We start from the raw sequence: 25,588 nt of genomic DNA on the forward strand, positions 1-25,588 counted from the left end.
AGTATTTCAAAATTAACACAATCTAGTAAATCAGACATCCTGAAAGGAATTATGAGAAGAATGATTTAGCTAAAATTAGATATTAGTCGAAAGGTGTGACATGTGTTTGAAGAACAATAAGAAATTGCGCAACAGCAAAATGACAAGAGTATGGTCAAGGGTGCTTTCTTTGGTGATGGTTGCGAGTATATTGCCTACACCAATTTTGTTTCCAGCCATAGAAGCTCATGCAGATACTGAAAATCCTGTATCCAACAGTACCGCGATTACCGCAGGGGGATATCCGGGTGGTGTAAGCGATGGACTCATATCATGGATTGATGTTGAGCAAAGTATGAATCTGGCAGCTGACGGCAGTAAAATCACTTCTTTGACCGATCTGGTAGATCTGGACCCCAATGTAGAACATGATAATGTGTGGAGTATCGTAAATCCTAACACCTTGGTTACAGGTGCCATTAACTTTAACAGCGGTATATTAATTGATGGTAACAAAGGATACTATGTCAGGGAGCCTTTCCATACAACGGATGTCGCTCGTGAGGCATTTTCCATTCAAGGAGCTGCTGCGAGCGGTTTCCCTTGGCATTTTGGCGGCCAAGGAAGTACCGACACGTACAGTACAAGTGTAATCAGATCTTCATTTGGCAATGCAGGGAACGACGAATTGATTCGAAATAATGCAGGTAACCCGTATCAGTTAGGGCAAGCAGATATTTTCAATGTACTTCGCACTGAGAATTACTTTGGGATGTATTTAAATAATACGAAGTTAATCGATAAAACAACTGCAGGAACAGCGAACTTTAATAGTGCCACGAGTGCTGCGGGTTACTACTTCGGAGCAGGGCATAATCGAAGGTTTAATGGACTAATATCGGAAACGATATTATATAATCGCGAGTTACAGGACGTTGAAAGAACTAAAGTGTACAGCTACTTGGGGTTAAAATACGGAATCACTTTAGCAGACAACTATGTTGCCAGTGATTGGAACGGAGAAGAAGGTACTGTTTTTTGGAATTCGTCGAACCAGGCAGATTACAAAAATCGCATTACCGGGATCGGACGGGATGACTTGGGTGCCCAGGACCAGAAACAATCCAAGTCACAAGGAGTCGGCTCAAATGTAGCCATTGCTCTTGGAGATACGATTCATTCAGATAATGTTGACAATGAGAATACGATGGATAACAACTCCTTCTTTATGTTTGCAGACAAGAGCGCGAACGATACCGTATCTTATGTAAGTGCACCCATCGTGAAAGATGGCTTTCGTGTAAAGATCATGGATCGTTCGTATCAGGTGGACAAAACGAACTGGAATGATCAAGATATCACACTTCAAGTGGACGATGCTGAAGGCTTAAAACCAAGCTACATCATTCTTAGCCAAGATGACTCTTTTGACAACAATGATACCTTTTATCCAGTAACGGATGGAAAGGTTACATTAAACAGTTCCAACTTTGCGGACGGTTCTTACTTCACGTTTGCAGCTGCTTATCCGGAACCTAAAGATGCTCACTTGCTAACATCGCAAGTCAATGACGATGGAATTTTGAATCTAACCTTCAATCGTGACGTGAAATCGGATGATTTGAAGGGCTTCACCGTCACAGTTGGAGGTACCGTGTATGATGATCTGAGTCAATTTATAGCTAATGGATCTACGATTTCCATCCCTCTGACGGAAGCTCAGCTTGAATCGGGAGAAGAAATTACAATTAACTATGACGGTAGTGGCACGTTGAGGGACGCGTTAACCGGACTCAAGGTTGATGAATTCGATCAGGCTATTCATGCAGTCAATACAATGCCATTAGCGAAAAAAGTGAAAGAAGCCTTAGCTTTATCGAATGGTGATTACACGACTGATTCATGGAATGCATTGCAAACCAAAGTCCAAGAGGCACAGGCACTTTTGAGCAATCCTTTGGTAACACAGACTCAGGTAAATGACCTGTTAAGTGTATTGGATAATGCAATCGATGGATTGGTCAAGAATCAACCCAAAGCGGACAGCGGCAGCTTCATCGAGGGCGAAAGCACGATATCCATTCATTTTGATAAAAGTATCGAAGTAGTTTCTGAAGTGGATCTAAGTAGTGCATTTACAGTTACGGTAGGTGGGCAAACCGTAGAAGTTGTCGGAGCTGTCATCGATGGATCTGATCCTACAAAATTGATTTTGACCTTGCCCGAATCGGTTAAATTATCAAGTGATGAGAAGGTTAACGTTGCTTACAATGGAACATCTGGCTATCTAAAAGGCGAGGGAGCAGAAGGGACATTGGTTCATGATTTCCAATTCGATTTGGAAGACCCCTTCGCGAGCGCGCTGAAGATTACTGAACCAGCAGGGAGCACTTCAGATAAGAAGCCAACGGTTTCGGGTACGGTCCATACGGATACAGATACGCTGAGTGCAGTGTTGAAAGATGCGGATGGAAATGTAGTTGATGTTGCAGGAAGTTTGATCTGGAATGCTGGGGACCCAAACTGGTCCTATCATCTGGATGAAGATCTGGCACCCGGCACTTATACCGTTGAGGTAACAGCAGTGGACGGAGGACGTTCCGTTACGAAAACGAAAACATTTACTATTGTAAAAGAAGCACTGACACAGCTCAGTCTGACCGATTCATTTGGGAAAAATATTGCGTTGAACCAAGCATTTGATCCAAACCAATTCAACTACGCAGCAACGGTAACCAATGATGTGTACAATCTACGTATTTACCCGACTGCTCCTGATTCTGCAGACAAAATTGAGATTTTGCATGATGGAATCTGGAAGGAAGTGGAGAGCGGCAATAGTAGTGATGATCTTGCACTTAAGGTAGGTTCAAACACAATTGTCATTAGAGTTACAGATACGAATGGTTTGCAGACGGAGTACACTACGGTTATCACCAGAGCATCCAGTGACAATGGTAACAATGGTGGAGGCAACAACGGCGGCGGGAACAATGGCGGTGGAAATACGGGAGGTAACGGTGGAAGCACACCTGCCCCTGCGCCAGTACCAACACCAACGGCACCCGTGAAGGATAATTTGGAAACAACTCGGGATGGCAGTCATCAACCATTTGCTACATCCAAACCATCTGACAACAAAGAAACATTGGTTCAAGTTGATCCAGCCAAGTTGAATGTTGCCATGTCACAAGGCACAGGTCAGCAGTTCGCCATTCATTCGCCGAATGATGGGGATATGAAGGTGGATGGTTTAACCCTCGAAACACTGAAACAATTAGTAGATCAAGGTTCCAAATTGAACATTAGCAATCCGTTGGCGATCTATCCGGTACCTGGTGGCAAAATGGACCTGAACGGTGTGTCCAAGCAACTGGGCAACGTTGCAATGAAAGATATTGCTGTACATGTCGACATTGCACGTTCTTCGGATGCCTTGATCAGCAGCGCGAAAAACAAGGCTGCAACCGAAGGGTATGAGCTTCTGGTGAATCCGGTCGATCTGGATCTTACATTTACGAAAGATGGACAGACAGTTAGATCCGGCCAGTTGAACGGCTATGCACCGAAGTATATTGCACTTCCAGAAGGTATCGATCCGAACCGGATTACTACAGGCGTAATCATTAATCCGGACGGTAGCATCTTCCATGTACCAACGGTTGTTACCAAGATCGATAGTCGTTACTATGCACTCATTAATGATTTGCGTAGCAGCGGAAGTTATTCGGTCATCTGGAACCCGCAGGATTTTGAAGATGCCAGATCTCATTGGGGTAAAACTGATGTGAACAACATCGCTGCAAGACTGGATTTGAAAGGTAACGGAGATAACACATTCTCACCGAACCGTCAGGTTACTCGTTCCGAGTTTGCCGAGATTGTTGTGCTTGGACTGGGCTTAATGCGTCAGGATGCACCACAGAATCTATTCCCTGACGTTAACGATTCGGCATGGTTCCGCTCCGCGGTAGCCCTTGCGAATGAATTCGGTATCGTTCGCGGTTACGATAATGGTAACTTCTACGGTAATCAGGAGATCACACGTGAGCAGGGATTTGCCATGGTTGCTCGTGCGTATCGTCTGATTGAACCGGAAGCGGCAATTAGCCCGGATCAGATGAACTCTGAACTGGAACGTTACAGTGATGCAGCGGATGTATCAAATTGGGCGAAAGAAGATGTAGCCCAGTTGATTGCAGCCGGAATCATCCAAGGTAATGGACCAGAGGTTCTGAGTCCGAAGACTACGATGACCCGTGCTGAGGTCACTGCATTGATTGCAAGAATGTTGAAAGTAACAAACTTGATTGATCAATAAACACAATTTAAAATGAAAAGCCTTTGCTGACATTGGGGGTCGGCAAAGGCTTTTTTCTATTTTCATTAAATTCTTAAATTCATGTCGTAATACTTTCGCCCTGTTGGCAGATCGTGGAATCTGAGATGATGGGTTCACCAGAGGTTCGGGTGAGAAACTTCGAACCGCTGGCCTTCAGGCTATTGCGATCCTTCCTTCTACAATCATTGGAGATCATAGGGTCGCAGCTCTCCTGAAGATTTCATTTCAGAGAGGAGGCGTCCAGGCTATCACATTCCTTCCTTCTAACCCTAACCTTTCACGTTATATAGGGATGTGGCTTTCCTGGACTCTTTTATCATGAACAATACGATTTATTTGCGCAGAGCGAACAAACTCATTATTGAATCAAACGAAGGGAAACAACAGTTGCCGAAGACACACCTGGCGACTGCCCTCAAAAATATTGAAGCACTCGGATACACCTTCTCGGATGAGTTAATGCAGGCGATGCGGCAGCTGTCCAAGGAACAGTTTGAAACAGTATATATTCAACTTGTGGCTGATCTAAGAGTCATGGTCGGCGCACATGTGAAGTACACACCGATGTATGCAGGATTCCCAATGCAGGTGATGCAAGCGGATGAAGCGGAGTTATACCTTAATGCAATTATTCATTATCTGACCAACCTGACTGTGGTCTATCCGGATCAACAATCTGTGGAGCGAATGCCTTTGCTGGAGAAGACGGACTTGAAAGTCATTGGTTTGGGAAACCAGCAAGCATTCCAGACGCTCATCCGTCAGATCATTGAAGCAAAAGGTTCCATCTCGGAAACAGACAAGGCGGATATCGACACGGTATTGGAGCATGCGGACCCGGAAGACGTGGATGCGCTATTACCCGCTGAGATTCCGTTCAAAGAAAATGTGGGCTTTGTGGTCGGCTCGTTGTTGAAGCATGAAAAAGCGAACATAGACGGAATCGGTCCGTATTTCAAAACGGCAAGTGATGTCCTGCGTCTGGCTGTTGCCTGGTCCAATGGTGATGTCAGCCTCGCAACGGCTGCTCCCTTCCGAAAATTTAAACGGCGTGAGAGACGCCTTTTACTCGGATTGCTGGAGCAATGTAGCTCCATCACGGAGGATATGTTGCGTTATAAAGATCGCTGGATTCGTCTCGGCGAAATTCTGCATCCTTCGGAATATAAGCTTAGGTATCCACGGTGCGAAGAAGCCTTTGATATTTTGCGTAATAATAAACCCTATTCGACCTTCAATGGAAGTGTGGAACTTGCCTTCCAATATCGGAATGTTTGGAGTCTGATTGATCTGTTGTCACAGCGTCCAGGCGAATTCGCGAGAAGACTGGATCACTTGTTGCGGATGACCGAAGATGAAGCGTATGTACTGCTGGCATTTGGTGAGGTACTGGAGCAAGTATCTACCCCGGTGTTATTGCAGGTGAGACAGCATTTTGCCCGCCGTAATGAACCGCAGGATCTGCGTGTCTTCTTCCCGAAAGGCAATGTAGCCAAAGCTTTTGCCGTTCCGAATGAGCTGCCAGAGATCGATGAAGGCACGTGTCAAGATGTCGTGCAATTATGCGAGCAGGCGCTGGTAGAGCGATTCGCAAACCTTTCCCCGCTTGGGAAGACCTATGTCGATCCACAGCTTCATGATTATCTGGTACCCTTTTCCCAGAGATCGGCGAGCAAGGCTCTGCATACCATCGTTCGTGGAAGCCGTGTGCCGATGGCAGAGGGTGATACCATTCGTTTCTTCAACTGGTGGAAAGAGGGGAACGTGGATGGAAAGTCTACAGGGCGCGTGGACATTGACTTGTCTGCGGTGATGTATGATAAGGACTGGAACTATGTGGAGCATATTTCCTATACGAATCTGCGATCCTCTAACTATAAGGCTGTCCATAGCGGAGATATCGTGACTGCACCTAACGGAGCAAGTGAGTTCATTGATCTGCATATTCCATCCATCGTGGCCTATGGTGGACGATATGTGGTGGCAACACTGCTTTCGTTTACAAGTCATCCGTATTGTGATCTGCCCGAATGTTTTGTAGGGTGGATGATGCGGAAGAAGCCGGGGTCTGGCGATATTTTCGAACCGTCTACCGTAGCGAACAAAATCGATATTACCGCGGATACGCAGATTGCGATCCCTGTCATTGTGGACCTGGTCGAACGCACCGTCATCTGGACAGACCTGGCGCTGACCAGATATCCGGACTACTACAATAACGTAGAGGGGAATCAGAAAGGTATCGTGCTGATGGGTAAAGCACTAACGACTTTACGCAAACCCGATCTGCATGACTTGTTCATGCTCCATGCCAAAGCTAGAGGAGAACTGGTGGATACAATAGATCAGGCGGATACAATCTATTCGGTGGATCAAGGCGTTACACCGTACGATATCGAGCAAATTATGGCGGAGTATCTGGTTTGACCTGTTTGACTTAAATACTGGCGTTATGTGAGTATCAAGATTAGAAAAGAGTAGCTGATGCTGCTCTTTTTTCTGGTTTGGGTGCAAAGAGCCTACAGAATGGTGCAGGTAATGTCGGATGCAAAGAGAATGACTTTGCTAAGCTTAAATTAACGTGGGAGGGATGATATGGATACGCTGAGGCGGTTAAATGAAGCCTTGAATTATATTGAGGAGCATCTGATGGACGTCGTGGACATGAAGGAGATTTCCCGGATTGCCTGCTGCTCGGAATATCATTTTACACGCATGTTCTCTTTTCTTAGTGGTGTAACACTCTCGGAATATATTCGACGTCGCCGCTTGACACTTGCAGCTATGGAGTTAAGCCACAGTGACAGCAAAATCATTGATATTGCGCTGAAGTACAGGTATACATCGCCGGATTCTTTCTCGCGTGCTTTTCAAAGCATGCATGGCACTACGCCCTCCGAAGCGAGAAACCATGGTCCATCCCTTAAAGCCTTCCCACGGATGACATTTCAACTGACCATTCAAGGAGGAAGCGAAATGAACTACCGTATTGAGGATAAAGAGGCGTTTCGAATCGTGGGTATTCGTAAAAGGGTGCCAATTGTATTTCACGGGGTAAATCCAGAGATCGCTGCGATGTACCAGAGCCTTACACCGGAATTGATTGATACGATCAAGGGGGCATCGAACGTCCAGCCCCTGGGCTTGATCAGTGCTTCGGCCCATTTCAGTGAGGGGCGGATGGCAGAACAGGGAGAACTGGATCATTACATTGGCGCAGCTACGACAAAAGAAGCACCTGAGGGCTTGGCACAGCTTGAGGTTCCTGCTTCAACGTGGGCAGTATTTACTGTCGTGGGTCCGTTTCCTGGTACGCTTCAGGAGGTGTGGGGCCGGATCTACGCAGAGTGGTTTCCTTCATCGGACTATGAGTTGAGTGAGGGTCCGGAAATGCTATGGAATGAGCACAAGGATGTTACTGTAGAGCAATATAGAAGTGAGATATGGATACCTATTCGGAAGAGATGATACGTCTCTAGTTTGATGATATCTGCGGGCGCAGCTTGTTGAAGCTGCGTTTTTTTGTATGCAGAATTAGCTATCAGATATAAGAGCCGTTTTCATTGCGAACATATGTAATATAATGGTATTATTTTATTGGAATTGTAAGAATACTTGTATTTAGAAGAGTGATTTAAAAAGGGGGTGGCGAGATTAGATTTACATGAAGTGATGACTCTATTCTATACGCACGCAGACATAACATTCCATTGATTATGGACAGGCTCACAAAGCAGACATATCGATATGAGACGGAAGTGTCAGTTATTATACATTATAATGTAAGCGCTTTATCTAATGAGTTCCAAGGAGGGATTTACTCATGACCAAAAGTATATTGAGAAAGGCACTTGGTTTGTTTTTAATTGTCGTCATGATTGCAACAGCTGCTGTATACCCTGCATCTACCGGACACGCGGCAACCATTAATGTTTCCGATAACGGCTCAAGAATCGAAGTAAACACCGGATCAGGATTAGTCTATGTGGTGAACAAAACCAATGGCGATATTATATCGGCCAAAATGAACGGTACGGAGCTGAACAGCAATAGAGGATCGCATATTGGCTCAGGTTTGGGCTCCTCCGCCAATGTGACGTGGAACACCTCTCCTTCAGGATCAACCGTGTTAATCACGGTATCCACTAGCACACTAACTCACTATTATGCTTCGCGTGGTGGCGAGAACATCATATACATGGCAACGCATATCACGGCTCAACCTTCGATCGGAGAGTTACGGTACATTTTCCGCGGTAATGGTAGTGTGTTGACAGGTGTTCCGGCGAATTCCAATAATCGAGGTAACACAGGAGCAATCGAGAGTCAGGATGTATTTGGTTTCGCAAACGGTCAGAGTGCCTCGAAATATTATGGTAATGATCAGGCCAAAGACTTATCCGTTCGTGGAGTTACGGGTAATGGCGTCGGTGTATTTATGGCCTACGGCAATCGGGAAAAAAGCTCTGGTGGTCCATTCTTCCGTGATATCCAGTTCCAAAGTGGAACAGAGACGGAAGTCTATAATTATATGAACTCGGGACATGCACAGACGGAGAATTGGCGCCTGGGTCTGCATGGGCCGTATGCTTTGATCTTTACAACGGGCGGTACGCCGAGTGTACCCGACTTCAGCTGGATGTCTGGTCTGAATCTGCAGGGTTGGGTATCCAGTCGGGGGAACGTGGTGCTTAATGGTCTCTCCGGAATGGATACGGGTTATGCGTACACGATTGGGTTTGCCAATAGCAATGCCCAGTATTGGGTGGGGACGTCTTCAAGTGGAGCGGCCGCCAAATACAGCATGATTCCGGGGACGTACACCATGACAGCATATAAGGGAGAACTGGCTGTATATACGGAAACGGTTAATGTCACGGCAGGACAAACGACGACTCTGAATACACGTACGATCAACAATGACCCAAGTAAAGCCTCTAACATCTGGCGAATCGGTAACTGGGATGGTACGCCACGGGAGCTCCTGAATGGACAGACGATTCCGATTCGTCACCCTTCCGATAGTCGCAACCCAAGCTGGGGACCTGTCACCTATGCTACCGGTAGCGCGACCAATCGATTCCCGGCAATCCAATTCCGTGGGCAGAATTCACCAACCACAATAACGTTTAACTTGAATGCATCTCAAGCGGCATCTTCCCATATGCTCAATATCGGGATTACCGCAGCCTACAATAATGGCAGACCTAGCGTAACGGTTAATGGACATGCTTTAACCAATCCTGCTGCATCTTCACAGCCCAATTCTCGTAGCTTCACCATTGGTACGTATCGTGGGAACAACACAACCTTTAGCTGGAATGTTCCAGCATCCTACTTCGTGAATGGTTCCAATACCATCACGATTACGCCAATCAGCGGTTCCAGTGACTTGGGTAACTGGTTAAGTGCAGGTTGGGTCTACGATTGTGTTGAGTTGCTGAATTGAATGAAGAATTCAATATAGTGGAAGGAATAGAGGAGGTAGCCTGCCTGGTTTTCTTAACCGGGTTCAGGTTACCTCTTTTGGCTTTGTCATCGGAAATGAAAAGATATCGATTCATGATATCCCTAAGGATCTAGCTTTGCTGGAGATGGTGATCCGGATAGTGGTATAATTTTCAATACGTAATCATGAGTGAATGAACGGGGAGGAAAAGAGAATGAGAGACGATCTGTTGGTTCAATTGCAAGAGTGGCATGAAGAAGATGAATTTCAGGAGATTGTAGATGCAATTCAAGCGATTCCTGTGGAAGAAAGGGATTATGAGCTGGTTAACCATTTGGGACGAGCGCTAAATAACCTGGAACGGTATGATGAAGCGGTTGAACAATTCCTGACGGTTGCTAAAGAGGGCTCAGGTGACCCACTCTGGCATTATCGGATTGGACTGGCTTATTATTATCTCGAGCAATATGCGCATGCGCTGCAAGCGTTCGAAAGAGCGGATGAATTGGACCCTGAGGATGAAGATACGCTGGAGTTTCTGGGATGGATTCGAAGCAAAACAGCAGAGGAATCCGTAGAAAAGCTCGTGGATAACGTCCCATCTGTCTATGAACTCTCAACCCCACCTGTTAGCGTTAGCCATCTGGAACCAATGGGTTTTTGGAATGACAGTGCTGAAGCCGTGGATAAATATGTGTTGGCCCCGCCTACCGATGAACAGGTCGAGTCAGTGGAGGAGCAGTTGGTGTTTAAGCTGCCAACATCCTATATTAACATGATGAAATTACATAATGGCGGTGTACCCCACTATCGGTATTATCCTGTTAGCCAAGCAGAGGCTGCCAAGAAGGTCCGCGTTGAGGTCGCGGGTATACTGGGTATTGGGCGGGAGAAAGCGCATTCGTTAGGTGGTGAAACTGGCAGCCGGTTTATTATCGAGCAGGGGGGTTACCCCGAAATCGGTGTTGTTATCTGTGAGTGCCCTTCCGATTCGGAGGTGGTGATGCTGGATTATCGTGAATCCGGCAATGCTGGTGAGCCCGAGGTTGTTCATGTGGATAAAAAAGAAAGCTACAAGATTACTTGGCTTGCACCCAATTTTGAAACCTTTATTCAAGGTCTGTTGAATGAGGAAAATCAACCTGCAAACCTTGAAGGTTCACTGTAAGTAAGGGTATGAGCTTCTCTTGATACGAAAAGTTGAAAAGGCTGCATCCGTAATGACGGATGCAGTTTTTTTGTTGCCTAGTTATGCGTGATAAGTCGGAAATGTCGCCCAAACCGAGCTTTTTTCAACTGCATTAGCTTCGCTAAGATATCCAAAATAAGTATATAGAGCTGTACTCGTTGCATTAAGGCAGTTACTTTGCTAGTATTTAGACATATAATAATTAGTCATCTAAATATTATATGTCTAAATACTTTGGTTTCTTCAAGAAAGGGGCTTACGCATCATGTTAAGAATGAAAGACAAAGTAGCCCTTGTTACTTACAAATAAATAAAATACGTTAGGAGCAATTCACATGGGAAAATTAGATAATAAAGTAGCCATTATTACTGGCGGAGCCTCGGGAATCGGGGAGGGCATGGTTGATCTTTTTGCGCAGGAAGGCGCCATCGTCATTGCAGCAGACATTAATGAGGAAGCTCTGGAGAAAGCAAGCCAAAAAGAGAATGTGTACGGAATGAAGTTGAATGTATCTTCGGATGAAGGTTGGCAGGCACTGGCGAAAGTAGTGAATGAACGTTTTGGGAAAATTGATATTCTGGTCAACAATGCAGGCATTTCTTCGGAGAAGCCATTTGAGGAAATCAATGCACAGGATTGGGAGAAAATGCTCTCCATTAATGGCTTCGGCCCATTCGCTGGCATGAAACATGTCACTCCTTATATGGCGGCCCAGAAGAAAGGTTCCATCGTCAATATCTCATCATACACCGCTTTGATTGGACAAGGCTTTAACCATTACTCGGCATCCAAAGGCGCGGTACGTGCATTATCCAAAGCCGCTACGACGACCTTCGGACGTCAAGGTATTCGGGTGAATGCTCTTTTTCCTGGGATCATCGAAACACCAATGACCCAATCCTTGAACACATCAAAGGAACTGCTTGAACGATTAATTCAGGCAACGCCTCTGCAGCGTCTGGGCCAGGCTATCGATATTGCCAAAGCCGCGTTGTTCCTGGCGTCGGATGATTCTTCGTACATTACAGGATCTGAACTGGTGATCGATGGTGGCTACTCAGCCCAATAGCGTGTAAAATGATGACAGCCCTTAAGTTGATTAGGGCTGTTGTTTATTTTTTCGAGGAGGATCTAATGGAAGAACAGAACATTTTTGAGCTTATACACAACATGGATAATTTCACCAATAAATTAATCATACAATGGAACAAATCATTCAATGAGGACCTCGGTGTTTCTCATGTGCTTGTACTCAGCCATCTCCATCAAAATGGAAAAAGCCGACCTTCGGACATTGCAAAAATTTTAGGGTTCACTCCGCCTACACTCAGTTATTTATCTGACAAGATGGTAGCCAAGGAATTAGTCGTCAGAATGGTAGATGAAGCGGACCGTCGCATTATTTATTTGAACATTACGGATAAAGGGGCCGAAGTCCTCGGAAGAGCAATATTGGAGGGCCAGAAGCTGCGTAAGAATTTATTCCAGAAATTAAACGAAGAGGATCGAGCGCAATTAGTCCATATTTTTGAGAAGATGAATCGGGAAGATTGAGCCATAGCCTGGAAGGGAGACAGAAGGTGATATGGAGGAACCGCTCAAAGTATATAACACCGCAGTGGAAGCTTTTCTTGAAGTGATCGGGGGAAAGTGGAAGCCTGTTATTCTATTCCATCTTACCTTTGGCAAGAAACGGAATGGTGAGCTGATGAAACTGATCCCTGCGATCACTCAGAAAGTGTTGACGCAGCAACTTGGTGAACTAACGGAGGCGGGGGTTATTGTCCGTATTTCCCATCACCAGGTCCCACCTAAAGTGGAGTATGAGTTAACAGAGTATGGATGGAGTCTTAAAGAGATTCTTCATCTAATGTGTAGGTGGGGCGATATACACGTGGAGAATGTTTATGGTGATCGAGGGAAAATTCTGTTTAAGCCGCCAACTACTACTGACGTTGAGTGACTTATATAAGCCGATTCTGGAATTCAGGAATCGGCTTATTATGCATTTATCTAAGTTACGGAAGGATCTTGCGATCACGTAGATTTCTGAAAATATCCATAAACATAGCCTCAGTGTCAATGAAATCATGGAATCCGAAGCGGCGAGCTTTGGAACCATCCGCGAAGAAGTCATAATCCCACGAGAAGACAAAGTCTCCAAATTCCCAAGAAGAGACGTCGTCATAAGGGGTGTTTACCAAACCATACTTTTTAATTATGGAATTCCAAAGATTTTCTTTATCTGCCATCACTGTTGCAAGTGAAAGGGGCAGTGGAGGTGCTGTTTCCAATTCGAAAAATGCAGCGATTTTGGGCCATAGTTCATTCCAGCGAAACAGATCGCCATTGGTGATATTAAATGCCTGATTGGCACAGCGAGGATTGGTTGCTGCCCATACGGTTGCATGAGCCAGCAATGTGGCATCAGTCATTTCAAGCAGCGAATGATACGCTCCTGGTTTTCCAGGGAATCGAAGTGGCAAGCCAAGTTCCTTGGAGATAGACGCATAGACACCAATAACCATGGCAAGGTTCATTGGATTACCCAGAGCGAATCCACATACAACAGAAGGGCGCAGAGCTGACCAGGTCCAGCTGCTTCCAGGTTGTCGATCCTCAAGAAAAAGCTGCTGATCGACATTGAATTCAGGAGGCATATGATATGCGTCCGTTTCTTTGGCAGGTGTTTTGAATGGCCCCAGATGTGCACCGTACACCTTATAACCTTGCATCAGACTGATATGTTCGAGATTTGGGGCAATCGGTTCAATCGCATTCACCACATTGACGAGCATAGCCAGATTGGGTTGCACCAATTCGGCCCAGGTTGGGCGATCCTGATACGCGGCGTAGAAAATATGCGTAACGGCCGTTAAATGACTCAGTTTGTCTTGTGTGTCTGCTTCGTTCAGTAAATCAGCTGATATATAACGTAACCCAGGGGCATCTTCCCCTCCGCGGCGAGATACACCAATGACATTCCATTGCGGAAGTGTCATCAGATAATCAATAAGGTTTCTTCCAATGACGCCTCCAGCACCAATGACAAGTGCGGTGTGACGGGTAACGGATTGTTCGGGTTTCAATGGACATGCTCCTCTCTTCTTCTGTTTATATTGTGGGTCAGAAAAAGACGGATGAGAAGTACGCACCTCAAAGTCATATACGTACTTTGAAGTAATATATGAGCCCGGTGCAGGGCAAGAGCATTATAATTGGCACTTCAATGCATGTTACTTGCCTATAACCACAAGAAGCTGTAAAAGGGACTATCGCCCTTTCACAGCTTAGATGTGTCTGTATATTCGTTCAATAGATCTGATGTAACTATGGTTTACGCCGGATATCCGCCACCTGGAGGCGGCCATGCGCCGTAGAAGCGACGCAGCAGAACAATCTCCCCTAGATGGTACGAGTTATGGGAGGCGATATTGCGCAGAAGTCCTGCTTTGGTTTCCCCGGGGAAATAAAGTAGTGGCTCATCTAATTGTGCTGTTTCTGCAATGGCTACGGCTTGATCAACCCCATCCAAGAATGCCTGAATATCTGCCTTCCAGGTTGCTTCGTCCTGTGGGCCTTTCTCCTCAGGCCAGCTCTCACTCACGTTCGCAGGGGGCTGGGGCTTGCGTCCTTCCAAGTGTTCGAGCATGAATTGCTGCCAATAATGCATATGCTTCACCAACTGATAGATCGTATAAGGCATGGCCTCGTGCGTTCGAGCAGCAAGTGTGACATCGATATCGGGTAGTGCAAGAGCGATGCGGATATGACCGCGTTCCCCCACTAATGATTTGACAAGGGCTTGCCCAAAGCTTTGATTCGCATCTGACATTTGGAACCTTCCTCTCTTCCAGACCGGATCTGTTAACCTGCCTTCTATTAAGCATTATACAATTAAATTGCTAGAAATTGAAATTGGGAAATGAGAACCATAATACTTAAAATGCCTATGATATAATAGTGAAAATAAATCTCAAGGCCTCAGGGTCGAGGAGGAAGCTCCTGTGAAAGTGATATTGGTTGACGACGAACGTCTAGCGTTGATAGGCCTTCAAAAATCACTAGAAAAAGAAGTAAGCGGCATTGAAATTATTGCTACATATATGAATCCAACAGAGGCTGTGGCGGGTATTGTGGAGCACCGTCCTGATGTTGTATTTCTGGATATTCATATGCCGGAGATGGATGGTATGGATCTGGGAAGACAGATTCAGACGGCAACACCGGGCACCGAAATTATATTTGTGACCAGTTACGATCAATATGCGGTGCATGCTTTCGAATTACAGGCTTTGGATTATGTGATGAAGCCCATCCAAAAGGATCGATTGAAGCAGACGGTAAGCCGCGTAAGAGAGAAACTGAGCGTAAAACGGGAGCAGCGGTCAAAGGATACAAACGTACCTTTAATTTGCTGTTTTAATCAGATTCAGTTTAAGCTTCCAGGAAAGGATATCCAGGTTGCCAAATGGCGTACAAGCAAGGCGCAGGAGCTGTTTGCATACTTGCTTCACCACCGGAACCAGGTCGTCCATCGCAGTGTTCTGCTGGAGCTTCTGTGGCCGGGAATGGAAGAGGAAAAGACGGCACACCAACTCTACACTGCGATTTATCATGTCCGCCAAACCCTGAAAACTTGCAATATGGATATGATCACGATTCAGAGTGGACACCTGGAGGCAGGCTATCGACTCGAATTGGGTGAGGCTCAGTTGGATAGTGAGCAGTGGGAACGGGAAATCAGGCAATGGAAAGTCGTAGACGCAAGTACCGTTCATGCCTATGAGCAAGCGCTTCATCTATATAAGGGTACCTATCTTGGCAATTATGAATACATGTGGGCTGAACCTGAGAGGGAAAGATTACGCTATCTGTGGCTGTATCATATGAGACAACTAAGTCTGTATTACCAGCAGCATGGGCTGGTGGAGAAAGTGATCGAGAGTACACAACGTATCCAGCAAATGCTTCCGGATGAAGAAGAAAGTTATTTTATGCTAATGAAGTTATATGATGAAATGCACAACGATCTCGGTGTGGAGGAGCAGTATCGTCTCTTAACCACCAGAATGGAGCAAGATTTGGAGATACCGATCAGTGAGGACATTACCGAATGGTATCAGGACTGGAAGCTCGGTTTAACCAAAGTCATGAAAAAATAATTAATGAAATTACTTCAAACAAAACGTAGGGACCGTTACAAATATTTAATCATCATGCTAATCATTTTTGGAGTGTTACTTGGCATGCGCTCGGTATGGTCAGAGTTATTCAACACAGTAGATGAGCATCGCGCCGTTAACGGGGTGCTTGATTTGAGAGATGTGGATCTGGATCAATCTCCAGTCATGTACTTGAATGGGGAATGGGAACTTTACCCGGATGAGTTGCTGACCCAACAAGATATTGTGAAGAGGAATGGCGGCGCCAAGAGTGTTCAGGTCCCAGGGGACTGGGGGAGTGCACAGAGTCAGGAACAAGAGAATTCATTCGGATACGGAACTTATCGATTGCGCATTTTGACAGATCCACTTCAGACTCCTGTTACCTTTTGGTTCAAGGGGATTCGAAGTTCCTCCGAGATCGAGCTGAATGGATACAACGACGGGGGTATGGGTGAGGTCTCCGTAGATAGCAGTACATATATACCCAGAAGCACTTCATATACAGCGACCTATGATCAGGAAGGAACAACCTCCATTGAACTATTGGTCCGTGTAGCCAATTACGACAGCCCGTATATGGGTGGAATTAGCAAACCTGTTCGCTTTGGTTCACAGGCAGCTGTTGATTTTTCGCGTTGGTATTCCATTGGTTTTCAGATGCTCACCTTCTTGGTTCTGCTCCTCCACGGCATGTATGCCTGTATTCTTTACGCATTTAATCGACAGGAACGTTCCTTGCTGGTTGGAGCCGTATTAACTTTAACTGTTGGCATCACGGTTACGATGGGTCATGATAATATTTTGATGTTATGGCTTCCGATCAATTATACCTGGGGCATTAAAATTCGATTGATCTCATTGTTGCTGCAAAATGCTTGTATCCTGCTGTTATTCCAGAGATTAACGATGGTTCATGTACGAAAGGCATGGCTACAGTGGCATGTTATTATTACCTTGATCTATACAGCCGTGATTGTGGTAGTGCCCACTCATATTACATATGCCATGATCCATTACAATGTCATTAACCTATTCTTTCTTGTATCCCTGATCTGGTTTCTATATATCGTCGGAACGATGATCTTCAGGAAACAGGCGGACCGGGATATTGTTTTTCTGCTGCTTACTGCAGGAGGCATTACATCCAACCTGTTATGGAGTGTGGCCGAGACAGCCAGAGATGTGACAACAGTCTATTATCCTATTGACATCATCTTTGCCATTACCGGCTTTTCCTCGTATTGGTTCAAGAAATACTTCAGGAATGCCAAAGAGAATATGAAGCTGAATACAGAACTGCAGAAGGGTGACAAAATTAAAGATCAGTTCTTAGCGAATACATCCCACGAACTGCGGACTCCGCTGCACGGGATCATTAACATCGCCTATAACGTGGTCACCCGAGAGAAAAACCGGTTGGATGAACGGAGCCTGGAGGATATGGAGTTGCTGGTTACGATCGGTCGACGGATGTCGCATCTCCTTGGTGATCTACTGGATGTAGTCCGACTGAAGGAGCACCGCATTGTGTTGCGTCAGAGTCCTCTTTCCATACAGTCGGTTGTGCCTGGCATTATCGCCATGCTGCAATTCATGGCAGAACGAAAACCAGTCCACCTTCATATGGAGATTCCGGAATCGTTCCCACTGGTCATGGCTGATGAAGAAAGGCTCGTTCAGATTTTGTATAATCTGCTGCATAACGCGCTTAAACATACAGAGGAAGGAACGATAACCGTAAGTGCCGAAATTTATGAAGGACATGCTCTGATTCATGTGACGGATACAGGCATTGGCATGGATGAGGACACACGGATGCGCATTTTCCTTCCGTATGAACAAGGGTCGTATGGAATAAGCGATGGACAAGGCATCGGGCTTGGACTGAACATCTGCAAAGAGCTCGTAGAACTGCACGGCGGGGCACTTACGGTTCGCTCGGAACTCGGAAAGGGCTCGGTATTCAGCTTCGATCTGCCACTCGCGGATGAAGCCGCCGATCAGGCTCAGTCACAGCTACCTCTAATCTGGGAACAGGCGATGGAGATGATGGAAGATGCACCTGGCGGATTCCTGTTACCCCACCCTGGTATGAGCGGCGTAGAGTCCTCGGCGACAGCGGAGATTGCTCCTTTGCTAAAAGAGGGGAGAGCTACCATTCTGGCTGTGGATGATGATCCGGTGAATCTGGATGTTTTGGTCAGCATTCTTTCGACGGAACCATACGATATAACTACAGCAGGTTCGGGTCAGGAAGCGATGGAATTGCTCGGCACACGTCAGTGGGATCTGCTCATTACAGATGTGATGATGCCCCATATGTCCGGATATGAGTTAACCCAGAAGGTGCGGGAGCAATTCTCGATGTCTGAGCTTCCTGTGCTGCTGTTGACGGCACGAAGTCAGCCGCCAGATATCTACACGGGGTTTACATCGGGGGCCAATGATTATGTCACGAAGCCTGTAGATGCGGTGGAACTGAAATATCGGATACGTGCATTGACCATGCTAAATCAGTCTATCCAAGAGCGCCTGCGCATGGAGGCCGCTTATTTACAGGCTCAGATTCAGCCTCACTTCCTGTTTAATACGCTGAATTCACTTATGGTTTTAAGCGATATTGATACAGAGCATATGCGGAAACTTGGTGAAGCCTTTTCGTCCTATTTACGGATCAGCTTCAACTATCTCAATACAGGAGAACTGGTGAAATTATCATACGAGCTGGAACTCGTTGAAGCTTATCTTTTTATTGAAAAAACAAGATTTGAAGACCGATTGTCGGTGGTATTAAACGTCGAACCGGACCTTCCGTTGCTTCTCCCGCCGCTATCGATCCAGCCTTTAATCGAAAATGCTGTCAGACACGGTCTATTAAGCCGCAATGTAGGCGGTACGTTATGCCTATCCATCACTCGTCATGAGGGTTATACCCGTATTGAGGTGAAGGATAATGGCAAAGGTATGGAACCGGAGAAGGTTGCAGAACTGCTACATGCTACGCCAGGTGGAAAAGGCGGAATAGGCATTGTGAATACAAACCGCAGATTGCTGCAACGGTATGGTCGGGGATTGTCGATCGTAAGTGAGCCAGGTGAGGGCACGATGGTATCATTTGATATTCCGGATAAGATATAAGGAAAAGGCCGCAGAAGTGAAGACTTCCGGCCTTTTTGTTTTGCTTGCGCATCCAGTCCCTATTTTTAATTATTTCTAATGCATCTTTCATATGTTAGTATGTTTAACATTAGAAGCGCGGGTTCCGGCAGTAGGCGCTAAACGTTGTTATGGTGGGTGAAAGAGATCGATGCGCAATTGGGTCAAAAATGAAAATGTACAGATGACGGCCATTGCCTTTGCCACAGCGGTAGGGGCGCAATTCAAGATAAATCCGTTCCGGGAAGATTACTTCCGAATCGGGCTGGGGGTCAGCATCCTTTTATTTCTGCTGATGATCATGCCACACTTGTCTTATGTGAAGACAGGAATCCTGACAGGCATCGCGAATTTGCTGTTTCAGTCGGCAGATCTCATCAATCATGTACAGACCGTGTCCATACTGGAAAGCATGCGGGACAATCTGGGGGCAGGCGTGTATTATGTGGTCTTTGCCTATGGGCTTAGCAAATTCAAGCATCGATTCCATGAGATACAGCCTCTTCTGCTCGGCGGGTTAATCACATGTATCGATTTCTCCTCTAATCTTGTGGAGCTTCTTTTTCGTGGAATGTTAAGCGGGACCAATATCTTTTATATGAAGGAATGGTTGTATCTGCTTGTGGTAGGTGGTCTGCGAAGTTACTTTGTGATTGGGCTATATAACAGCATTGCGGTGAGGCAGATGCGGCTTTTACATGCAGAGCAGGAGAAGCGGATGGAGCAGATGCTGAGTGTGAACTCAGGTCTGTATAGCGAGGTCTTTTATCTGAAGAAAGCGATGAATACGATCGAAGGCATTACGGCAGATAGCTATGATCTATATCGCGATCTCCGGGAGCAGGACATGAATCAATACAGTCAGCGCACCCTGGGCATTGCTCAGCAGATTCATGAAGTGAAGAAGGATTCACAACGTATTCTCGCGGGTCTGCTGAAGCTGTATGATAACGAAAAAGCGGTTAACATGAGCCTGTCTGAAGTACTAAACTTTGCCAGCAAAGCAAATCGAAAATATAGCGAAATGCTGCATAAGCAGGTCGAGATCGATATTGAGCAACAGTATGATTGTGAGTCTCCGTATTACATTCCTCTTCTAACGGTAATGAATAACCTGATTGCCAATGCGGTAGAAGCGATTGAGCATGACGGGGCGGTCCGAATTCGTGTGTATGAACAGGAAGGTGACGTGCATTTTGTCGTGATGGATTCTGGTAAAGGCGTACCTGAAGCCAAACGGGATGTTATCTTCGAACCGGGCTATACAACCAAGTTCAATGAAGTTGGCATTGCCGCGACGGGCATTGGCCTGTCCCATGTGCGTGATATCGTCCAGTCGTTGGCGGGACAAATTAAGGTGGAGTCGGCGCCTCCAGGAGAGACAGGGACAACATTTGCTATAGCTATTCCCAAAATGAATTTAATCAAGGGGGCCGATGTCGATGACACTTTCTATCATGATCGTGGATGATGATGTGGTGAGCCGGAGCATGCTGCATGATATCATTGAATCCTGTGGAATCGGCGAGCTTGCAGGCATGGCTGAGGGCGGCATAGAAGGAGCGCGGATGATCATGGATCTGCGTCCTGATGTGGTGCTGATTGATCTGCTGATGCCGGATCAGGACGGAATTGAGACAGTAGCGAAACTGAAGCGCAACGGTTATACCGGGAAATTCATCATGATCTCTCAGGTGGAGAACAAGGAGATGGTAGGGGCTGCCTACCAGAATGGAATTGAATTCTTTATTCATAAACCGATTAATCGGGTGGAAGTGAATCATGTACTCAGCAAAGTGAATGAACAATTGAAGTATGAACGTTACGTGCTGGAGATCAAGCAGTCGATGGCCCGATTGAATCTGGTGGAAGCACCGACCCCTGTCCAAGGTCGTACGGTGCGAGATGCGGCACGAAGCATTTTAATGGATCTGGGGATCATCGGAGAAAGTGGTAGCAAGGATATCATTGCGCTCATGGAGCATGCGATTGACCAGAAGCAGGTCGCGGAGTGGCCACCTCTGAAGGAGTCATATGAAGCGGTGGCCCAGACTTACAAGTCTACGCCGAAGGACGTGGAGAAAGAGAGCAAGGCGATGGAACAACGCATTCGCAGAACGGTCATTGCAGCACTGACGAACATGGCCTCGATTGGACTCACCGACTACAGCAACCACAAGTTTGAACATTATGCCCCGCTCTACTTTGACTTCCAGGATGTTCGAATGAAGATGAGAGCCATGGAAGAAGATCAGGCAGGAGACAAAGGCAAGGTTAATATCAAAAAGTTCCTGCATGTGTTCTACATGGAGACAATTGAAAAGATGAATAATTGAACAACTGAATAGCTGAGATATGTTATCTCTTAACCCAAAGCCGAATTTCAGAGGAGGAGAAAGTGAAATGAACATAACTATTGATCAACAAGGCAATTCTAAGGTCGCCATAATTGAAAGTAATGGCATCGTCATCAACAATGCTCAAGATGCACTGGATTTGATGGCTTCGGTAAGGTATACCGATGATGCTGATAAACTCATTATCGACAAATCGAACATCACGGAAGAGTTCTTCGAACTGAAAACCAAGCTTGCAGGCGAGATTTTGCAGAAATACGTGAACTATCATGTTAAGCTTGCTATTGTGGGAGATTTCGAAGGACATAACAGCAAAAGCCTGAGAGATTTCATCTATGAGTGCAACAATGGCAAGCATGTTTTCTTTTTGAAAAACAAAGAGGAAGCGCTTCAAAAGTTGCATAATATCAGTTAAGCGTACATCCGAGGCATGTAGAGAGCCTGCTTATAATATGAGCCAAACGTAGGAGGTTTGCACCGTGATATCTAATGAGAATTTAAAGATATATGCTCTGCCTGAGATCGGAAATCTTAAAGTGCATGGCAGAACAACTGAAGAGCGATCGCCGTTGACGTTATTTTGGACGGGGAGTGCAGTTGAACTCAATGTACGGGGCTCCGAACTATGGGTTGAGGTAGAGTCACAGTATGACATGTATGAGTCATGGATCAGCATCCTGATCAATGGTGTTTCGGTGAGCAGACAGATGTTAACGGCGGGAAGGTACTGGGTCTGTATATTCCGAGGAATGAGCGCGAATGTGGTGAAGAATGTACGGATCGTAAAAGATGTTCAAGCGATGAGTGGTGACCCGGGTTGTGCCTTGCAGATTCATGCGGTGAAATCCGATGGAGCGTTCCTGCCTGTGCAGGAAAAACCGTACAAGATCGAGTTCATTGGTGACAGTATTACATCTGGCGAAGGTGCGATTGGAGCGAAAGCGGAGGAAGATTGGATTCCGATGTGGTTCAGCGCCATACATAATTATACATTCATGACAGCAGAAGCGCTGAATGCGGAGTATCGGGTCATCTCGCAAAGTGGCTGGGGTGTGCTGACAAGTTGGGATAACAATCCAAAAGGGAACATCCCCGAGTATTACGAACAGGTCTGTGGCTTGCTTACTGGTGAGCGTAACGAAGCGCTCGGTGCAGGAGATCAGCATAATTTTGGTTCGTGGCAGCCGGATGTGGTGGTCGTGAACTTGGGCAGCAATGATGGGGGCGCATTTCAGTCACCTGAGTGGAAAGACCCCGAAACTGGTAAGTTGTACAAGCAGCGGCTGAACGAAGATGGTACGTATCATGAGGAGGATCTGGCTGCTTTTGAGAAAGCGGTGGGACAGTTCCTGTTCAAACTTCGGAAAAACAATCCGGCGGCACATCTCGTATGGGCATATGGCATGCTTGGTTTTCCCATGATGCCTGCCATCTACCGTGCGGTTGATGCGTATACGAAGGGGACAGGGGACCGCAAGGTCTCAATCATCCAGCTTCCTGATACAACCGAAGAGACGGTAGGGGCGCGCACCCATCCTGGCGAGTTATCTCACCGTAGGACGGCAGAGGTGTTAGCGGAATATGTACGAGGAATGATTGGATAGCTCGAAATATGGTAATGGAAAGACCACTCTTTCATGAAATGTACCCCAATGGTTAGATTGTGTCTAACTTTATGAGGTCCCTTCATCATAAGAATGGTCTTTTTCCTTTTCTGCTTATCTAGACATTCGAGGGTGTGTCCGTTGTGCCGCTGTTCTGTACCTCATAACGAATCGAAATGATCTGTCCCAGCGTCTGGGTTCGGATCATTTTGAATTGGCTTGGCACAGTGCCTGTCGGGAATAAGGGAATGCCTTCGCCAAGAATTTTGGGAATGATGGCAACTTCAATCTCATCCAGCAATTTTTTTGCTAACACAGCTTCAACCAGTATTCCGCCACCCACAATCCACACGTCTCCATCAGAAGTTTGCTTTAACCGGGGAATGAGCGTATCTACTGTCTCGGTTGTAAACTGTACATGTGGAGCGGGCGGCTGTTCCGAGCGAGAAAGCACATATGTTGGCCGATCCGCATAGGGGAATTCCTCAGACAGTGTGAGCACCTCTTCATACGTATAACGTCCCATAACAACGCTACCGATCGTTTCATAAAATGCAGCATACCCGTTGTCTCCACCATCACCCTCCACATCAAATAACCAATCGACCGAACCGTCCAGTCTTGCGATATATCCATCCAAACTCATAGCAATGTACAAAATTGTTTTGTTATCAGACATATTCATCGCTCCCTTCTAAAATGTATGATACACTTTAACTATGACAAAAGTTGACGTAGTTAGGATGTTGAATTCATGAATCACCGGAAACTGGCCATCATGCGCCTGATGGATTCCAGACAGAAGTTCACTGCCCGGGAACTGGCAGAACGGTTCGACGTTTCGGTTCGTACGATCCAGCGAGATCTGGATGCATTGCAGGCACTAGGTTTTCCTTTGTATACAGAAGTTGGCGTGAACGGAGGATACCGGGTGTTGCCCAATCGGATTTTGCCACCTCTTCAACTGACACAGCAGGAGGCATTAGGGCTGTTTATGATGCTGGAATATCTACAGCAAGTACCGGATTTTCCATATGGATCAATGCGTGAACATCTGGCTGAACAGTATTTCTCTACTTTGCCCGAAGATGTACAGGATCTGATTATGCGAATGAGAGAGCATATTACCTTTGTCCAGCATCCTGGTGAGCATTCCGAGCCTTTAACAACCGAGATATTGGGTGCAGCGGTAGAAAAGAGAGAAATCGAATTTATGTATCATGCCCGCAGTGGTCGCAAAAAAGTCCAAGTCTTCCCCTATGGTATCTACTATGAGCAGGGAAATTGGTACATGCCAGCCCGGAATAAGGATCGCGTATTGTTGTATCGGGTGGATCGCATGCAGCAATTGGCTGTTATGGAATCGGTGGATGCATCTGTCCCGAGCCTGAAGGCGTGGCTAGATGCCAAAGAAGACAGAGCAAGCGTAGAAGTGGTGCTGCAATTCACGGAATTTGGAGCGAGGATTGCCGCGTCCGATGTGTTGTTCAAGTCGGTTCAAGGCAACAAATGGCGCGGACTGGTTCCGCCCGAGGAGTTTTCTTTTACAGCGCGAAAATTACTTTCCTATGGTCCAGAAGTGAAGGTGATCTCACCACCTGAGTTAAAGCGGCAGGTTAGAGAGTTGCTGGAACGGAGTGTTAGCCAATATATCGACGAGTAGAAGGATATAAGGTTCTGGCATGGAAGATATAGGAGTACCATCTAAAGTAACCTGATCTTGATTACTGAATGGGGGGCTACCATGATTCGATTCATAAGAAGTTTCACGATCCGCTCTATGCAGAGTCCATGCGATGAACAACGGCGGTTGTTTGTATAGAGCTTGAAATTCTTTTCCGCCATACCATTGTAGTGCATATCCAATGCGTTCATCGTACGACTCTGCTGCCTTAAAGATTTTAACTTTTAAGGAGTGGAGCAACGTGAAATATATTAATGCGGATACAATCTTCCCGGAAGAATTGCTCAAAGAAATACAGCGTCATATCCCTGGGGGTTTGATCTATATTCCGAGGCCCAAGGATGCCCACAAGAAGTGGGGCGAGGACTCGGGTGGCAGAAGGATTGTCCGGGAGCGGAACGATGAGATCCGCAGGCTTTTTGCTGTAGGAACAACCATCGATCAGCTTGCAGATCAATACTGTTTATCCATGGATAGCATCAAGAAAATTGTATATTGCAAAAAAGGATGAAACTATAAAAGCCATGTTCGAGCAATCGAATGTGGCTTTTTCCTGTAAGAATAAAGAATGGTTATTAAAGGTTTTTTACATATTCGAGGTTGTTAACTACGCTTACAATTGATTTGACGGTACAAGGATATGCGATGAGAGTTCTTGA

The 25,588-nt window shown here is 46.0% G+C and carries 19 protein-coding genes; 16 read left to right on the forward strand and 3 right to left on the reverse strand.

What is annotated here, in order from left to right:
• Nucleotides 1-106 precede the first annotated feature (106 nt).
• The 8 genes from J2X75_RS18490 (at nt 107) to J2X75_RS18525 (ending at nt 12,923) form a co-directional block, all read left to right on the forward strand.
• Nucleotides 107-4,300, forward strand: a complete 4,194-nt coding sequence (locus tag J2X75_RS18490) for a DUF8202 domain-containing protein (protein WP_310338794.1) — start codon at nt 107-109, stop codon at nt 4,298-4,300.
• A gap of 339 nt (nt 4,301-4,639) precedes the next feature.
• Nucleotides 4,640-6,748 carry a TerD family protein gene (locus J2X75_RS18495; RefSeq protein WP_310338796.1) on the forward strand — a complete coding sequence of 703 codons (2,109 nt, stop codon included), beginning with the start codon at nt 4,640-4,642 and terminating at the stop codon, nt 6,746-6,748.
• A gap of 168 nt (nt 6,749-6,916) precedes the next feature.
• Entirely contained in the window at nt 6,917-7,789 is an 873-nt protein-coding gene (locus tag J2X75_RS18500) for an AraC family transcriptional regulator (protein ID WP_310338799.1), read from the forward strand.
• Nucleotides 7,790-8,144: 355 nt separating this feature from the next.
• Complete coding sequence (locus tag J2X75_RS18505; RefSeq protein ID WP_310338802.1) at nt 8,145-9,770, forward strand: rhamnogalacturonan lyase B N-terminal domain-containing protein; 1,626 nt, start codon at nt 8,145-8,147, stop codon at nt 9,768-9,770.
• Nucleotides 9,771-9,984: 214 nt separating this feature from the next.
• Nucleotides 9,985-10,938 (forward strand): SMI1/KNR4 family protein, encoded by a 954-nt coding sequence (locus J2X75_RS18510; protein WP_310338806.1) that lies wholly within the window; start codon nt 9,985-9,987, stop codon nt 10,936-10,938.
• A 356-nt stretch (nt 10,939-11,294) separates the two neighbouring features.
• The gene (locus J2X75_RS18515; protein WP_310338809.1) at nt 11,295-12,029 is read left to right on the forward strand and encodes an SDR family NAD(P)-dependent oxidoreductase; all 735 of its coding nucleotides are present in this window, start codon (nt 11,295-11,297) and stop codon (nt 12,027-12,029) included.
• Nucleotides 12,030-12,094: 65 nt separating this feature from the next.
• Entirely contained in the window at nt 12,095-12,514 is a 420-nt protein-coding gene (locus J2X75_RS18520) for a MarR family winged helix-turn-helix transcriptional regulator (RefSeq protein ID WP_289390727.1), read from the forward strand.
• Between the two features lie 31 nt (nt 12,515-12,545).
• The gene (locus J2X75_RS18525; RefSeq protein WP_307541111.1) at nt 12,546-12,923 is read left to right on the forward strand and encodes a winged helix-turn-helix transcriptional regulator; all 378 of its coding nucleotides are present in this window, start codon (nt 12,546-12,548) and stop codon (nt 12,921-12,923) included.
• A gap of 55 nt (nt 12,924-12,978) precedes the next feature.
• On the opposite strand, the gene J2X75_RS18530 is transcribed toward J2X75_RS18525, so the two are convergent.
• Both J2X75_RS18530 and J2X75_RS18535 read right to left on the reverse strand, forming a co-directional pair.
• On the reverse strand, nt 12,979-14,049 hold the full coding sequence (locus tag J2X75_RS18530; RefSeq protein ID WP_310338818.1) for an SDR family oxidoreductase: 1,071 nt from the start codon (nt 14,047-14,049) through the stop codon (nt 12,979-12,981).
• Nucleotides 14,050-14,297: 248 nt separating this feature from the next.
• Nucleotides 14,298-14,795 (reverse strand): DinB family protein, encoded by a 498-nt coding sequence (locus tag J2X75_RS18535; protein WP_310338821.1) that lies wholly within the window; start codon nt 14,793-14,795, stop codon nt 14,298-14,300.
• Nucleotides 14,796-14,967: 172 nt separating this feature from the next.
• Here J2X75_RS18535 and J2X75_RS18540 point away from each other — a divergent pair, with 172 nt between their 5' ends.
• The 6 genes from J2X75_RS18540 (at nt 14,968) to J2X75_RS18565 (ending at nt 23,245) form a co-directional block, all read left to right on the forward strand.
• Nucleotides 14,968-16,125, forward strand: a complete 1,158-nt coding sequence (locus J2X75_RS18540; RefSeq protein ID WP_310338824.1) for a response regulator — start codon at nt 14,968-14,970, stop codon at nt 16,123-16,125.
• Between the two features lie 84 nt (nt 16,126-16,209).
• Nucleotides 16,210-19,266, forward strand: a complete 3,057-nt coding sequence (locus J2X75_RS18545; protein ID WP_310338827.1) for a hybrid sensor histidine kinase/response regulator — start codon at nt 16,210-16,212, stop codon at nt 19,264-19,266.
• 169 nt (nt 19,267-19,435) lie between these two features.
• Nucleotides 19,436-20,755 carry an ATP-binding protein gene (locus J2X75_RS18550; protein ID WP_310338830.1) on the forward strand — a complete coding sequence of 440 codons (1,320 nt, stop codon included), beginning with the start codon at nt 19,436-19,438 and terminating at the stop codon, nt 20,753-20,755.
• Entirely contained in the window at nt 20,727-21,620 is an 894-nt protein-coding gene (locus tag J2X75_RS18555; protein ID WP_310338832.1) for a response regulator, read from the forward strand. Before J2X75_RS18550 ends, J2X75_RS18555 begins: the two co-directional genes overlap by 29 nt.
• Nucleotides 21,621-21,687: 67 nt before the next feature.
• A complete protein-coding gene (locus tag J2X75_RS18560; protein ID WP_310338835.1) occupies nt 21,688-22,056 on the forward strand; it encodes a DUF4180 domain-containing protein in 369 nt (122 codons plus the stop codon).
• 64 nt (nt 22,057-22,120) lie between these two features.
• On the forward strand, nt 22,121-23,245 hold the full coding sequence (locus J2X75_RS18565; RefSeq protein WP_310338838.1) for an SGNH/GDSL hydrolase family protein: 1,125 nt from the start codon (nt 22,121-22,123) through the stop codon (nt 23,243-23,245).
• Nucleotides 23,246-23,363: 118 nt separating this feature from the next.
• Here J2X75_RS18565 and J2X75_RS18570 read toward each other — a convergent pair whose 3' ends face one another.
• Nucleotides 23,364-23,930 (reverse strand): dihydrofolate reductase family protein, encoded by a 567-nt coding sequence (locus J2X75_RS18570; RefSeq protein ID WP_310338840.1) that lies wholly within the window; start codon nt 23,928-23,930, stop codon nt 23,364-23,366.
• 69 nt (nt 23,931-23,999) lie between these two features.
• Here J2X75_RS18570 and J2X75_RS18575 point away from each other — a divergent pair, with 69 nt between their 5' ends.
• Nucleotides 24,000-24,908, forward strand: coding sequence for a helix-turn-helix transcriptional regulator (locus J2X75_RS18575; protein ID WP_310338843.1), 909 nt, complete (start codon nt 24,000-24,002; stop codon nt 24,906-24,908).
• 262 nt (nt 24,909-25,170) lie between these two features.
• On the forward strand, nt 25,171-25,440 hold the full coding sequence (locus tag J2X75_RS18580; RefSeq protein ID WP_307541128.1) for a CD3324 family protein: 270 nt from the start codon (nt 25,171-25,173) through the stop codon (nt 25,438-25,440).
• The last annotated feature ends 148 nt before the right edge of the window (nt 25,441-25,588 follow it).

It is taken from the genome of Paenibacillus sp. 2003, assembly GCF_031455635.1.
GTDB classification, from domain to species: domain Bacteria; phylum Bacillota; class Bacilli; order Paenibacillales; family Paenibacillaceae; genus Paenibacillus; species Paenibacillus amylolyticus_B.